General features: G+C 45.3%; 13 protein-coding genes. 9 read left to right on the top strand and 4 right to left on the bottom strand.

The annotated features are described in order from the left end of the window. Positions 1 to 9: 9 nt before the first annotated feature. From SNE26_RS08410 to SNE26_RS08370, 9 genes are all read left to right on the top strand, one after another. Positions 10 to 1,584 (top strand): glycoside hydrolase 43 family protein, encoded by a 1,575-nt coding sequence (locus SNE26_RS08410; RefSeq protein WP_321558913.1) that lies wholly within the window; start codon positions 10 to 12, stop codon positions 1,582 to 1,584. A gap of 406 nt (positions 1,585 to 1,990) precedes the next feature. Continuing rightward, positions 1,991 to 3,361 carry an alpha-L-fucosidase gene (locus tag SNE26_RS08405; protein ID WP_321558912.1) on the top strand — a complete coding sequence of 457 codons (1,371 nt, stop codon included), beginning with the start codon at positions 1,991 to 1,993 and terminating at the stop codon, positions 3,359 to 3,361. Positions 3,362 to 3,748: 387 nt separating this feature from the next. After that, complete coding sequence (locus tag SNE26_RS08400) at positions 3,749 to 4,111, top strand: transmembrane 220 family protein (RefSeq protein WP_321558911.1); 363 nt, start codon at positions 3,749 to 3,751, stop codon at positions 4,109 to 4,111. Between the two features lie 35 nt (positions 4,112 to 4,146). Beyond that, positions 4,147 to 5,019 carry an EboA domain-containing protein gene (locus SNE26_RS08395; protein WP_321558910.1) on the top strand — a complete coding sequence of 291 codons (873 nt, stop codon included), beginning with the start codon at positions 4,147 to 4,149 and terminating at the stop codon, positions 5,017 to 5,019. A gap of 90 nt (positions 5,020 to 5,109) precedes the next feature. Then, on the top strand, positions 5,110 to 6,015 hold the full coding sequence (locus SNE26_RS08390; protein ID WP_321558909.1) for a TatD family hydrolase: 906 nt from the start codon (positions 5,110 to 5,112) through the stop codon (positions 6,013 to 6,015). Between the two features lie 38 nt (positions 6,016 to 6,053). After that, positions 6,054 to 6,908 (top strand): UbiA-like protein EboC, encoded by an 855-nt coding sequence (gene eboC, locus SNE26_RS08385; protein WP_321558908.1) that lies wholly within the window; start codon positions 6,054 to 6,056, stop codon positions 6,906 to 6,908. A gap of 30 nt (positions 6,909 to 6,938) precedes the next feature. Beyond that, on the top strand, positions 6,939 to 8,111 hold the full coding sequence (locus SNE26_RS08380) for a 3-dehydroquinate synthase (protein ID WP_321558907.1): 1,173 nt from the start codon (positions 6,939 to 6,941) through the stop codon (positions 8,109 to 8,111). Positions 8,112 to 8,132: 21 nt separating this feature from the next. Next, complete coding sequence (eboE, locus tag SNE26_RS08375) at positions 8,133 to 9,344, top strand: metabolite traffic protein EboE (protein ID WP_321558906.1); 1,212 nt, start codon at positions 8,133 to 8,135, stop codon at positions 9,342 to 9,344. A gap of 13 nt (positions 9,345 to 9,357) precedes the next feature. Further along, positions 9,358 to 10,710, top strand: coding sequence for an alkaline phosphatase family protein (locus SNE26_RS08370; RefSeq protein WP_321558905.1), 1,353 nt, complete (start codon positions 9,358 to 9,360; stop codon positions 10,708 to 10,710). A gap of 59 nt (positions 10,711 to 10,769) precedes the next feature. Here the strand turns inward: SNE26_RS08370 and SNE26_RS08365 are convergent, their stop codons facing one another. The 4 genes from SNE26_RS08365 to SNE26_RS08350 form a co-directional block, all read right to left on the bottom strand. Continuing rightward, the gene (locus SNE26_RS08365) at positions 10,770 to 11,726 is read right to left on the bottom strand and encodes an AraC family transcriptional regulator (protein WP_321558904.1); all 957 of its coding nucleotides are present in this window, start codon (positions 11,724 to 11,726) and stop codon (positions 10,770 to 10,772) included. Between the two features lie 303 nt (positions 11,727 to 12,029). After that, positions 12,030 to 13,010, bottom strand: a complete 981-nt coding sequence (locus SNE26_RS08360; protein WP_321558903.1) for a hypothetical protein — start codon at positions 13,008 to 13,010, stop codon at positions 12,030 to 12,032. A gap of 33 nt (positions 13,011 to 13,043) precedes the next feature. Next, positions 13,044 to 13,700, bottom strand: coding sequence for a hypothetical protein (locus SNE26_RS08355; RefSeq protein ID WP_321558902.1), 657 nt, complete (start codon positions 13,698 to 13,700; stop codon positions 13,044 to 13,046). Between the two features lie 29 nt (positions 13,701 to 13,729). Beyond that, positions 13,730 to 15,232: a RagB/SusD family nutrient uptake outer membrane protein gene (locus SNE26_RS08350; protein ID WP_321558901.1), complete on the bottom strand. Its 1,503-nt coding sequence runs from the start codon at positions 15,230 to 15,232 to the stop codon at positions 13,730 to 13,732. Positions 15,233 to 15,265 lie beyond the last annotated feature (33 nt).

Below are 15,265 nucleotides of genomic sequence, written 5' to 3'. Positions count from 1 at the left end.
TAAACTTGAATGAAAACAAAAAACATCGCATTTCTTAAACTGGCAGTTACCTGCCTTTTATGGCGACTGGCAGTTATGCCTTTAAACGCGCAAACAGCACAAAACCCCATTATCTATGCAGACGTTCCGGATGTATCGATGATCAGGGTTGGCGATACCTATTATGCAAGCAGCACCACCATGCATCTTAGTCCCGGGCTGCCTATCATGAAATCGAAAGACCTGGTAAACTGGCGCATTGTAAGTTACGCATATAATACACTTGACAGTGGAGATGCCCTTAACCTGGCAAACGGAGCAAGCGCATATGGCCGGGGCTCATGGGCAAGCAGCTTACGTTATCATAACGGTACTTTTTACGTTTCAACATTTTCGGGCACTACCAACAAGACATATATCTACAGCACAAAGAACATCGAAAAAGGCCCATGGAAAGAAATGTCCTTTAAACCGGCATTACATGACCACTCACTTTTTTTCGACGATGACGGCAAAGCTTATATGATTTACGGGAGCGGCAGGATCATGCTGGCCGAACTGAATGATGACCTGTCTGGCGTCAATCCTGATAAAAAACCGCAAATCCTGATCGAAAATGCCAGCGCCGTTGCCGGTCCCAATATTGGTTTGCCTGCCGAAGGCTCGCAACTGTTCAAAATTAACGGCAAATATTACCTTTTCAATATCAGCTGGCCTAAAAGCGGAATGCGTACCGTTTTAATCCACCGGGCCGACAAGCTGACCGGACCTTACGAAGGCCAGGTAGGGCTTCAGGATAAAGGCGTGGCCCAGGGCGGGCTTATCAATACCCCGAAGGGCGATTGGTATGCGTATTTATTTCGTGATTTTGGCGCCGTTGGCCGGGTGCCGTACCTGGTACCGGTTACCTGGACAGATGGATGGCCTGTATTGGGTGTTGATCACAAAGCGCCTGATACGCTGGACTTACCTGCAAATAAAAGCCTGATGCCGGGTATTGTATCCCCGGATGAATTTAGCCGTAAAAACGGGGAGCCAATGCTGCCTTTGGTGTGGCAATGGAACCACAACCCGGATGATCAGTTATGGTCGTTAAAAAAGCGGCCCGGTTATTTGAGATTAACCACCGGGCGACTGGACAGCACATTCCTATCGGCACGTAACACGTTAACGCAACGCACCATTGGCCCCCAATGTTCAGGAACAACTTTAATTGATGTTTCCAAAATGAATGATGGAGACTTTGCAGGTTTGGCTTTACTACAACAAAAGTATGGCTTCGTCGGTGTTAAATCAGATCATGGCTCCAAATGGCTTGTCATGTATAACGCGCAATCCGGATCGGCCACAGAAACAACCCGTATACCTTTAAAGCTGCCTGCAGTCTATCTTAAGGCAAGCTGCGATTTTACTAACCGGACAGATAAAGCCTACTTTTTTTATAGTTTCGACGGGCACAAATGGGAACCTATTGGTACGCCGTTGCAGATGGCTTATACAATTCCCCATTTTATGGGATATCGATTCGGCCTGTTCAACTATGCAACCATGTTAACGGGTGGTTATGTCGATTTCGACTTTTTCCATATCAGCACTGCACCATAAAATAGTTATGCCCCTGATGGTCTTTACAGAATAATGCTGAGATTAAGGGGCCTTTAACCAGCATGATCCGGAAAGGCGACTAAGTATTCTTTGCACTTCGCTTAACGCCCCGGCCCATTGATCTGATAAACACAGAATCGAATGGGTCAAGCATGCCGGGATATTCCACAGAGCGGGCGGTTGCCCATTAAGCAGCTATGAATTGCCACCAAAGGTCATTGACAGCCTACCAACAAAAGAGGGTCGGATTTATGCCAACGAAAGTCTGATTAATATAATCCTGATACGTGGGTTTTACCTAATTTCGCGTAACCAGATAAACATAAGACAACCCCTGCCGTAAGTTATTGCAAAGAACCTTTGTAAGCGAGAAGATGCCATGTTGTCAATTATATAAACTAAAATCATGCTCAAACAAAAAATAAAAATTATTGGCACCGGGCTTATATTAATTCTCATGAGCTATTCTTTTGCGGCAAAAAGCCAGGAAATGGGCGACGCAGAAAGAAAATCAATGGAAAAAGGTAAGGTCTACCCCTCATTAAAGGGTGTAGGGCAAGGCGTATCGGGCCCGGGTTCCAATCTTCCGCCCGAAAAGATGCAGTGGTGGGAAGATCAGAAATTCGGGATGTTCATACATTGGGGCTTGTATTCAATCCCGGCCACGGGCGAATGGACGATGTTCAACCAAAAGATACCTGCTGAGGAATATGCCAAATTAGCTGATCAGTTTAATCCGAAGCATTTTAACGCTGCAGAATGGGCTAAAGTAGCGAAAGAGGCAGGTATGAAGTATATGGTAATGGTGAGCAGGCATCATGATGGTTTTGCCCTTTGGAACAGCCCTTCAAGTTATAAGCATTTTGATAGTTGGGAAACTATCGCTCACCGCGATTTTGTAAAAGAGTATACAAATGCCTGCCGTAAAGCGGGTTTGTATGTTGGTATTTATTACTCCCCGCTTGACTGGCGTTTTCCGGGTTATTTTGATCCGAAAGGGCTTCCTGACAATGCAGCCTTGCTCAAGAAACAAACGTATGGGCAGGTAGAGGAGTTAATGAAAAAATATGGCAAAATAGATATTTTGTGGTACGATGGCGGCTGGCTGGCGCATCAAGGTACTGATGCCGACGCGGCCTGGTTTTGGGAACCATTAAAACTTAATGCCATGGTACGTAGCTATAACCCGGATGTGGTCATTAATCCAAGATCGGGAATGGTGGGAGATTTCCAGACAGATGAAGGCGGTGGCGATGTTAAGGGCCCCATTATTCCCTTCCCATGGGAGAAATGCCTGAACCTTAACGAAACAAGTTGGGGATATAATAAAGCTCAGCGACTGATGCCGCTGAAAAAAATTATAAATATGCTTGTTAATACTGTTGACCGCGGCGGAAATATGTTATTAAATGTTGGGCCAGACCCGGATGGTGTTATTCCTCCAACGCACGTGGACCGGCTGAAAGAAGTGGGAAACTGGTTAGCAAAAAACGGGGAAAGTATTTATCAAACGCGTCCCGGGCCTTTTCAACCCGTTGATGATTTTTATGGTGCTACTTACAAAGGCAGTAATATATACATCCACCTGCTCAAAATGCCGGAGGGAGAAACCGTAATTAAATTGCCGCCAATTAAACAGACTATTACAACGTGTTCGGTGCTTCATGGTAAAAAGGTTAAATTTCATCAGGATGCAACCGGTGTCAATCTTGACCTGGCCACAGTAGGATTAGATTCGCTGGTAACCACTTTGGTATTAAAAACAAAAGGCAACTAACTAATCCATATCCGAAAGATTGAGTTAAGTAACTTATAATCAGCACACTGACGGTTATACCCTTAAGTGGTTATATCCAAATTGGCGGGTTGGGTCAAAAGGTAGTGGCTTATACGGTAAAATAATACTTATGCAAAAATGCAAGGCTGCAATGTTGTTGCAGTTTTAACATAGTGGTTTTACCGCAACCACTCATGCCAGCAATTGCTATAATCTTAGCAGTATTTAAAGTTCAAGTTGTCAGAACTTACAGCTCACGCTTTTCAACCGTGGGTATTGTTACGAGAATTCATTCCTGAAATTGTCAAGCGTTAGAAAATATATATTGATATATGAGCCTTAGATTACATTACATTTATTAATTTGCCCGGCCCCGATCTGTTCAATATGGTTGCTATTATAAATATCATTTTCTGTCTTTCTTTCCTGGTCTTCGCTTACCTTAACCTCAACGATGTCGATCCATGGCTTTGGGTACCGATCTACCTTAGTGCGGCGGTATGTTGCGGGCTGGTAGTTTTTCACCAGGTTTATCCGAAGTTGTATCTATGTTTGATCGCGATATACCTTGTTCACGCATGTATCATTTATTTTTCTAAAGATGGCGTCCGCGACTGGATAACGAAATATAACAAGCCAAGTCTGGTAGAAACGATGCAGGCAGACAAGCCCTATATAGAAAAAACGAGGGAGTTCTTTGGCCTGCTGATTATTGCCGGCGCATTGCTCATCAATTATATCGTGGCCTGAGCAACACAGATCGGCCAACCCTGATGATTGAAGATATGTTCACTTATGATATAGAAAAATTTAAGTCCCTGCTCACAGATCTCATTGCAAGGCATATAAGCCCGGATGCCAAAGACTGGCTGCTGGCCCAGGGAGCTCATGCTGCATCTGCCGTGGCATTTAACACTGCCTTTGCCGCTTTGCCGCGCAGGACAGGAAAAGCACCGGTTAATGCCGGTCCAGAAAACGAAGCTGGTTTATCGGCTATCCGTAAAGATTTTTCGATCGCAGGATGGTCGGTTGACAGGCTTGCCAGGGTATGGTTGTTGTTAACACTTGATACCACCGATCAGGAGCGTTATCAACGGAACATTGAGAACCTGTTTTTAGCTGCTGAAATGAACGAATTGGTCGCTTTATATTCGGCTTTACCTCTGCTTGATTATGCCCCGATATGGGTACAGCGCTGTACGGAAGGGAACCGCAGTAATCTGGGCGTTGTGCTCGAAGCGATCATGTACCACAACCCCTACCCGGCAGAAAACCTACCCGAGCCGGCCTGGAACCAAATGGTATTAAAGGCCCTTTTCACCGAAAAAAGGCTAGACCTGATCACGGGATTGGACGAGCGTGCCAATGCCAGCCTTGCACATACATTGATCGATTACGCGCGCGAGCGCAAATCTGCCGGCCGGGATACAGATCCTATGCTATGGCGATTAGTAAGTCCCTTTATGGATGATGCGATACTGCAGGACATTCGGGAAGTATTAACGGGCTTAGGCGAACTTGAAAGGGAAGCGGTGGCATTAGCTATTGCTGAAAGCAGCTTTCAGCCGGCAAAAGAATTATTGAAAGCTGGTGCTTTAAAGGTGGCGGCGGGCAGAAAAACGAGTTGGAACGAATTTATTAACGGTACAAAAAATTAACTTTGGGATATGTGTTGCAGCAATTTTGAAAACAGAGAGCAAATACCTGGCGAAAAACCAGAGTCATTTGATATAACGACCACAAAAGGTATGCGTTTTTTTGACCCGCATGTACATATGACATCCCGTACTACTGATGACTACCAGGCTATGGCCGATGCGGGTGTGGTGGGGCTGATAGAACCTGCTTTTTGGCTGGGACAGCCCCGGACGGGCATTGATAGCTTCCGCGATTATTACAGCAGCCTGGTTGGCTGGGAAAGATTTCGCTCATCGCAGTTTGGCATTAAACATTACTGCACCATAGGGCTTAACTCCCGCGAGGCAAACAATGAAAGCCTTGCAGAACAGGTGATGGAATTACTTCCGCTGTTTGTTTATAAAGAGGGTGTTGTGGGTATCGGTGAAATAGGTTTCGACGATCAAACCGCGGCTGAAGAAAAATATTACCGCTTGCAACTGGAGCTGGCTAAGGAAGCCGGCCTGCCGGTACAGGTCCACACGCCGCACCGCGACAAGAAAAACGGCACGCGCCGTAGTATGGACATCGCGATAGAACATGGCATCGATCCTTACAAGGTCATCATTGATCATAACAACGAGGAGACTGTTAAAGAGGTCCTTGACCGGGGTTTTTGGGCCGCATTCACGATTTACCCATTCACCAAAATGGGTAATGAGCGTATGGTTGAAATCGCCAGGCAATATGGCCCGGAGCGGATCATGGTCAACTCGGCTGCTGATTGGGGCATCAGTGATCCCCTGGCCGTACCGAAAACTGCTGCACTAATGAAAATGCGCGGCATCAGCGACGAAGATATCCAATTGATTACCTACGGCAACGCGGTTGCTGCTTTTGCCCAGAGCGGACAGCTCGATGAAACTGATTTCGCGGCGGTCAGGAACGTTGATCAAAGCGTAAAATTTGAAGGTAACAGTATATTGCGCGGCGGCCAGCAACCGAGAATCGATAAATCATCCATCATCATAAGCTAACCGTGATCTTCAGGAAACTGTACATTTATCTTCAACTCATGCGGCCGGCCAATATTGTCACCTCGGTCGCTGATATTCTGGCGGGGACCGCTATTGCCTGTGTCCCGGGCAGTTTACCGGAAACAGCCTGGCCGGCAACCCTCCTGCTTTGCCTTTCCACAGCCTGCCTCTACGGCGGCGGTATTGTTTTTAACGATATTTTCGATGTGGAGCTTGATAAAATTGAACGGCCTGAACGGGCCATCCCCTCAGGCAGGGTTAGTTTACCGGAAGCTTCAGTGCTCGGCACATTGTTGTTAAGTGCAGGCATCCTGTTGGCGTTTCTCGTTTCGGCGGCATCGGGTATGCTCGCGGCAGCTATCGCGCTCTGCGCACTGTTCTACGACAAGTTTGGCAAACATCATCCCTTTTTCGGGCCGCTTAATATGGGGATGTGCCGGGGATTAAATCTGCTGCTGGGAGTCAGCATAATACCGGATGCGCTCAACCATTGGTCTGTGTTGGCATTAGTGCCTGTGGTTTACATATTCTCAATCACCCTGACCAGTCGTGGCGAAGTTCATGGCGGCAAAAAGAGCAACCTGTATATAGCAGCGTTTCTGTATGCTGTGGTCATCGCTTTTATCAGCTACTTTTCGTACGTTAATAACCGGCTGCTATGGTCACTACTTTTCATCTTACCATTTACCTGGATGATATTCAAACCGCTGCTCATAGCCATAAGAGAGCCGATTGGCAAAAATATTGGTAATGCCGTAAAGGCCGGCGTAATCTCCCTGATATTGATGGATGCTTCCTGGTCTGTCACATTCAGCTCGCTTACATTCGCCCTGATGATCGCCTGCCTCTTACCGCTCTCAATGTGGCTGTCGAAAATATTTGCAGTCACCTAATCAATTTCAATAACAATAGATCTTTCCTTTATGGAACATTTGCAACAGAACTTCAGCGTAAAATATAGTTACAACGTATTTTTTACTTCGGCCTTATTCGCAAACGACAATCCCCTTATGAACGGTTTTCTGACAAACGTTGCTACTTCAGGCGCGTCAAGGAAGATCCTTTTTGTGGTCGATCAGGGGGTTGCTGACGCCCATGAGCATTTATGCTCCGATATCAGTTCCTATTTTCAGGCGCATACTGCTGTTCAACTGGTGCCCGATATATTGCTGATACCCGGCGGTGAGTACGTAAAGAATGATGAACGTTATTTTGATTTGATCCTTGAAGCGGTAAATAATTACGGTATTGACCGGCATTCATACATCGCCGCAATAGGTGGCGGGGCCGTATTGGATATGGCAGGTTATGCCGCTGCTGTAGCCCACCGGGGAGTAAAACTTATCCGTATACCAACAACTGTGCTATCTCAGAACGATTCAGGAATCGGGGTAAAGAACAGCATCAATTATTTCGGGAAAAAGAATTTTCTGGGCACATTCGCGCCCCCTGCCGCTGTTTTTAATGATGAACAATTTTTGACCACGCTGACCGACCGTGACTGGCGTTCGGGGATATCAGAAGCGATCAAGGTTGCCCTGATCAAAGACCCTGTTTTTTTCAGCTGGATAGAGCGGAATGCCCCCGCCCTCGTGAGCCGCGATGCGGCAGCAATGAATTACCTGGTTTGGCGCTGCGCGCAGCTGCACATGCAGCATATTGCCGGTATCGACCCCTTTGAAAGCGGCTCATCACGCCCTTTGGATTTCGGGCATTGGAGCGCGCACAAACTGGAATATCTCAGCAGTTTTAACATCCGACATGGTGAAGCGGTAGCCATGGGAATTGCCCTGGATACGGTTTATTCCTGCCTTTGCGGCCGTTTAACCGCTGCGGACAGTGAACGCGTGGTAAGCCTGATCCAAAGCTTAGGTTTTGAAATCAGTCACAGGCTCTTAAGGATCAGCGGAGATGACAGCCCTGTATTGCAGGGCCTGGAGGAGTTTCGTGAACATTTGGGCGGAGAGCTCACCATAACGTTACTCAATGCTATAGGCGAAGGCGCCGAGGTGCATGAAATTGATACCCAGCTTTTGAAGCAAGCGAGTATTGACCTGTACAACCGGCAATTCGAACTTCAGCAAACGCAAATTTAAATAATACAAACATCTGCCATCATGAAAATAAATGCAGCACACCTCACCTATTGTACCAATATCCATCCCGCGGAGAACTGGCCGGAAACTTTCGGGGCCCTGCAAAACCATTTCCCTGCAATCAGGACCGCCCTTGCGGGGAAGGAACGAATGGGTATCGGCCTGCGCCTTTCCAATATGGCCAGCCTCGGTTTGCTGGCAGAGGAAGATAACTTAGCGGAGTTCAAACAATGGTTGTCTGATCATCATGCTTATGTTTTCACGATGAACGGTTTCCCCTACGGCGGTTTCCATAACACCATAGTCAAGGACGAGGTGCATGCGCCGGACTGGACAACAGCTGAGCGCGTGGATTATACCTTACGCCTGTTTCATATATTGGCCGGATTACTTCCTGAAGGCTTGCAGGGAGGGATTTCAACCTCACCCTTAAGCTATAAACCATGGCATGCGGCCGGTAAGGCCAGGAACACTGCAAGGACGATCGCCACGGAGAATATTTTAAAGGTGGCGGCTGCACTTTTTGAAATACACCGTTCGGCCGGGATCCTGATGCACCTGGATATTGAACCCGAGCCGGATGGCTTCCTGGAATCAGGCCGGGAGTTCATGGATTGGTTTGAGAACGACCTTTTACCGCGTGGTGTCTTAATGCTGGGAGACCAGTTCAACCTGTCTCCAGCTGATGCCGAAGCAGCTGTAAAACAACATATTAACCTGTGCTATGATGTTTGCCATTTTGCTATCGGCTATGAGGAACACGAGCGCGTCATTGATGAACTGGCCGCGAAAGGTATACGGGTAGGCAAGATACAGATCAGTGCTGCCTTAAAGGCCCAGCTTCCGGTGGAATTGGCGACGAGGGACGAGGTGAGCGACGCGCTTGCCAGATTCAACGAGCCAACGTATCTGCACCAGGTGATCGCCAAAACCGCAAGTGGAGAATTGATCCGCTATCCCGATTTACCGGAAGCCATGGCAGATAGCCGGAACCCGGTAGTTAATGAATGGCGTGCGCACTTCCATGTACCTGTCTTTGTGGAGGATATGGGTGTGGTGCAATCAACACAAAACGACATTGTCAGGGTGCTCAACAAATTCAGGAGCGCTGCTTTTACACAACACCTGGAAGTGGAAACATATACCTGGAGTGTATTGCCTGATGAGCTGAAGGCCCCCCTAACGCAATCGATCATCCGGGAATTGGATTGGGTTAAAGCGCAAATATCATAAAAGAGAAGCCAATATGAATAAAACGGTAGTTATTGATGTAGTGGGTTTATCCACATCTCTGATCGGCGAGCATACACCATTTCTTAAATCATATATCAAAGACAGGCATCTGACGCATATAACGCCTGTATTGCCTGCTGTTACCACCGCTATGCAGTCCGCCTACGTCACCGGTAAATTTCCTGTTGACAATGGCATTGTGGGTAATGGGTGGTACGACCGGGCGGATTGTGAAGTAAAATTCTGGAAACAATCAAACAAACTCGTGGGGGGTCAGAAAATATGGGATAAGGCCAGGAGCGAAGATCCCTCTTTCACGAGCTCGGTAATGTTTTGGTGGTACAATATGTACTCCTCTGCAGATTACTCCGTGACACCCAGGCCGAACTACCTCGCCGACGGGCGAAAAATGCCGAATTGTTACTCGGAGCCCGCCGGCCTGCGTGACCACCTCCAGGCAAAGCTCGGGCAGTTTCCGCTTTTTCAGTTTTGGGGGCCCGGCGCCAATATCAAATCAAGCCGTTGGATAGCTGATGCTGCAATGGAAACAGATACGCTGCATGACCCAACGCTGACGCTGATCTACCTGCCTCACCTGGACTATTGCCTGCAAAAATTCGGCCCGGATTTACCGGTTATCGCCAAAGACCTGAATGACATTGATAAAATTATCGAAGACCTGGTTTCCTTTTACCGGGAAAAAGATGCCGGGATCATCATCCTTTCCGAATATGGGATCTCCCCGGTAGACCGGCCGGTTCATTTAAACCGGGTGTTGAGGCAAAACGACCTGTTAGGCATCAGGATTGAACGTGGACTGGAGATACTTGACCCGGGCGCTTCCAAAGCCTTTGCGGTAGCTGATCACCAACTGGCGCATGTCTACATCAACGATGCGAGCATAACGGCAAAGGTCAAAGCACTGCTTGAAGCCGTGCCTGGTGTTGAAAGGGTGCTTAACCAGGAAGAGCAAGCCGCGTATCACATCGATCATCCCCGGGCCGGAGACCTCGTTCTGATTGCTGATGAAAGAAGCTGGTTCACTTATTATTTTTGGCTGGATGATGCGCTTGCCCCGGATTATGCCCGCGTAGTTGACATCCATAAAAAACCGGGTTATGATCCTGTTGAAATGTTTATGAGCTCAAAGCTCCGCGCCGGCTATAAGTTGCTGCGCAAAAAAGCGGGTTTCAGGTATGTGATGGATGTTATTCCCCTGGATGCTACCCTGATAAAAGGCTCGCATGGCCGGGTGGACGTACCGCCAAAATATCAGCCGGTGATCATTACCGATAGCCCATTGGAAAAACAGGACCTGATAGCGACTGACGTTCATGATATCATCTGGAGGCATCTGAAAAATTGATTAGCTCACCTGCTTCTATACTGATTCAGCGTGTAAAGCCATACGTATTGCCCCACCCTTTAGTTATTTGCAAGGATTAAAAAGCTTTCATACGCTCCGTCCCTGTTCATGCTAAACACGTTGTTGTTGTTATAGCGATCGATGTAGCTCTTCGGCGTTAGCCCAATTAAACATTTAAATACCCTGTTAAAGTTTGTAATACTTGCAAAGCCGCATTTGTAAGCCACATGATTAATGCTTTCAAATTTATGAGCGATGAGTTTCTTACAGGCTTCATTTATCCTTACCTCATTTAAAAATGAAATGAAAGTGTGGCCTGTATGTTTTTTAAAATAGCGGCAAAACGAGCCAGGCGTCATATAAGCTATATCGGCCACATCCTCAAGCGCAATAGGTGTATTATAATGTTGCATAATGTAATTATAAATTTTCCCAATCCTGATCCCTTCATTTTCCTTAATAGACGGGAGCTTACTTTGGGTAGCTAAGGCACTGAATTTACATTTGGCAGTTGTAAAATGGCCAATGAGGTTAAAAAAATGTATAATCTGGTCCGGGCCCGATGCATTATCGAGTGCAATCATGGTTTTAATCACCTTATCAACAATTGCATCAGGCACTTTAAAACCATTTTTAAAGTGCTGAAAAAAGGCTAAAGCAGGCTTCATCTCCGGCATAGAAAAAAGAGGGAGCAGCGTTTCTTCGGGATTAAAGAAAAAGCTCAGCGCTTCAACCTTTTTTTCGGATTTGCGTTCGAAGTATTCCGGGCTGCTTTTAAAAACATGCGGTAAATTTGCTCCCATTAAAAATACATCGCCTGCACAATAATCATGTACATTATTACCAACAATCAAGGTCCCCTCCCCACTCCTGATCCAGGTTAATTGTATTTCCTTATGCCTGTGCAAATATGGATAATGATGAGGCAAACTAACTCTCTCAACAATAACACTTCTATCGTGAGGAACCGGGATAGTAAACTGTAAAACTTTCATGATCTGGGTTTGATTTATCATGAAATTACAATTGCTTAAATTGAAAAACTAATTCTGCTCCCTTATCAGATAATATCTAACCACTACTTGTTAATTTGCTGCAAGTACCCGCTTAAATTAAGTGTTATTTACACAATAAAATAAGGAAAAACACGAACATAAGTAACCCAGTATGTATAAACACTATTTATTAGTGTTCAATTAACACTAATAAAGAAACAGGTAAGCGCCTGAATAGCATGACAATTCAAAATGCCTTATAACTGCAAAAAGCTGATGGTTACTAAACCATCAGCTTTTTGCAGTTATACTTTAAAGAAAATACTATGGAACCCTTACAATATCTTTTATAGTAACAACAACAACAAACGTTCCTTTTGTAAGGTTATAATTTATGGTAAATGTAGTATTTGCGTTGGAGCCCGAATCATTATGCGTACCGGCTACGCTATAGTAAGTAATTGCAGTACCAAAGCCGGGGTACTTTTTCGCGGCACTAAAAACAGGCATTTGAGGCACTCCGGCCGGATATCCGTATTCTAAAGAAGTATCCGTTTTTAATTGCGGGTAATAAGGATCCCAGTCTGACCAGATGGGACGAGCCGGTCGTCCAATCACTTCACCTTTTGACGGGTTAAAGGAATGGCCGTTTTTATCCTTCCATACATAAATGATCTTATTAGGGCCGGCAGCATTATGGGTTATTTTCAGATCCAGCAACGAGGCTGCTTTGGTTACAAAGGTTGTAAATTTATTATCAGATTGATTGTAGGCCAAATAAGTGAGTGTATCTGGCGAGGCACCCTGAACAATTATTTTACACGCGTTGTTAAGGATTTTTGTTCCGCGGATATTGGAAACCTGGATATCAAAATTATAGCTCCCTAACGGAACAAATTTAGTGGCTTGTGTAAACTGGAGCCGCCCCCCTATTCCGTTGATACTAAACGGTGCAAGGGTGCTGTCCTTTAGTTTAAGGTTTAACAATGCTTCGGTTGAGTCATTGTAATCAACAGTGCCTTTAAATACCCTGATAGTATCCAGTTTCAGCAAAACACCGGAAGCGTCCTTACCCGTAGCCATATCCCTTACCGCTAATAGTTTAACGTTGAGGGGTGTTGTTGAACCATCAATTACCAGGCCGGTAGAAACCGTCGTTATCCCCTGCGAAACAGTGAAAGGATTAATGTTGTAAAAAATATTATCGCTTATAAAACCCTTGGGTACTTTTTGGCAACCATATATGATGAGCAGGGCGACTGTCAATAACAATGACGCCAGCATCGCTTTTTTATTTTTGAGCATGTTGTTATGATTTTAATATAAAATAAACCAATACTATAATTTATTGAGTGCCGCGTTATTTACCAGCACATGCAGGGTAGTTCCTGTACTTGTTTGTACCCCTGTGGTTTGACATTGCAGAACCAGGTCTACAGGGTCATCGGCAGGAGCGCCCGGCGAACCATCAACCACACTATTTACTTTTACATATTCAAGCGTAAAATAATTGAAGGTAGGCGCGCTGTTGGTAAGGTAAACCGGTACGCCCGTGCTTATTTTTTTAATAGCCGATGGGGCAATTGCACCAACCTCGTTGGTATACAAAACAGAGTTTACGGTAGCATCATCAAGCGTAATAGTTTTGTTGAACATATACTGGCTAAACAGCTTAGAGCTCACCGAATCCTTAAGCTGTTCAATACTGGTAACTTTCAATGTATTCATAAGCCCGTTCACAGACATATCTGTAAATGCGAAAAAGGTTTTGGCGCTGTTCACCGCATCTTTCAGCTTATAATGGTCAATCAGCATAATAACTGTATCAAACTGGTGATACTGGTTATTTTTAAGATAATCATAGGTAGAATATGAAGTATAAGCCTTACTTACGCCCCCATCTGTGAGATACCCGTCCTTTTTGCAGGCAGCCATACTGCAGGCTATAAAAAGGCCCAGCATGATCAGGATATTATTTTTTATACTGTGTTTCATGTTTTCTGTTTATTTAATTAAGCGCGTTATCAATTCATTACCTTGCCTACCCAAAACGCGGTTTGCGTAAGCTGGGAGTTGTTAATAAACAATGTTGGGTCAAGCGGCCAGTAGTATTTCCCCGCAGCAAACTCGCCGGGAGATATATTATCAAATTGCTGCAAATGATTTATCCTTTCAAGACGCACCAGGTCATAAAAGCGGTGCCCCTCCAAAAACAATTCCCTTCCGCGTTCGTCAATTACTGTTTGTAAAACATCGGCACCTGCTACACCCGTAATGGAGGCTGCATTGCGGGCAGCACGAACCTTGTTTACTAATGATAAAGCAGTGCCGTAATCAGGAGACGACCTGGCGCAAAGTGCTTCTGCTTTTAATAATTCAATATCGGCAAGCCTGAAAATGACGATATTATTTAATGATACCTGGTAATTGGCATTACCATTTACATTTTGAACATTAACGTATTTGATACATTCATAAAAAGAGGTTGTACCGCTTGATAAACGCAGGAAACCTTTTTTTAGGCGAACGTCATTAGTATCGGTGTAAAGCGCATTAACCTTGCTATCATCAATAACCCAGGCAGGTACCGCACGTTTATTATAAGGAGCCGTAAGTGTTGAGCCTGCAAGTGTATAATAAGTGTTTGCATCGCTGCTTTCAGATATATTATTCTGCGCAATTTCAAAAATACTCTCCTGCGACTGCCCTTTATAGATATCCATAAAATTGGCAGCACTCATTAAACTGTATGACCCTGAATTGATCACCGCGTCGCAAGCCGTATTGCAGTTGTCATAATCGCCCATCCAGGCATAGATATGTGCAAGCAGCGCATAGGCTGCACCCTTATCCGCACGTACTGCTCTGTCTGTTGATGAATTATCTTTTAAGTTTAAATACTGCGTGGCTTTGGTTGCATCGGCAATAGCTTGTTTTAATACCGTAGCCTGCGATGTCCTTCCGTATTGTTTAGAAACCGTTTCTTCAGTATTTTCAAGCACCAGCGGCACATCCCCCCAAACACGGCACATAATAAAGTATGCAAAAGCCCTGGTAAAATAAGCCTCGCCCAGGTACCTGTTTTTCGATGTTGTTTGAGATGCTGTATTATCGCCGGTAAACGCAGTTACAGGCATGTTATTGATATAAGTAAGGCACCGGTTGCTTTGTGCTACAGCGGTATAGAAAGGAGTGTAAATCCTTAGCTTTAAAAGCGGATCATAAGTAAACGAGCTTTGTACGGCAGTCCCCCAGCGCATATTAAGCACATTGCTAAAGGATGGGTCTTCGGCCGTTAAAAACTCACCGGATGTAAGGTCTCCATAGCTGTAATAAGCAATTGAAGCATTAAAGGCCGATCTTAGCAACGAATAACTTGCGGCTACACCGGCATTAGCATCTCCCTCTGTTTTCCAGGTAGTTTGATCTGTTGCGGTGCTTACCGGGGTTTGATCAAGGAATTTTTTACAGGAAGTAAACAACAGCACCAGCACTGTCATATATAATATTTGATTTTTAACTTTCATTTTCACGTTAGTTTAATTTTAATGATTTGACTT

Origin of the sequence: Mucilaginibacter sp. cycad4, assembly GCF_034263275.1 — a bacterium.
Classification (GTDB): Bacteria; Bacteroidota; Bacteroidia; order Sphingobacteriales; family Sphingobacteriaceae; genus Mucilaginibacter.
The sequence above is the reverse complement of the archived record's forward strand: the minus strand, read 5'-3'. Positions and strand labels throughout refer to the sequence as shown.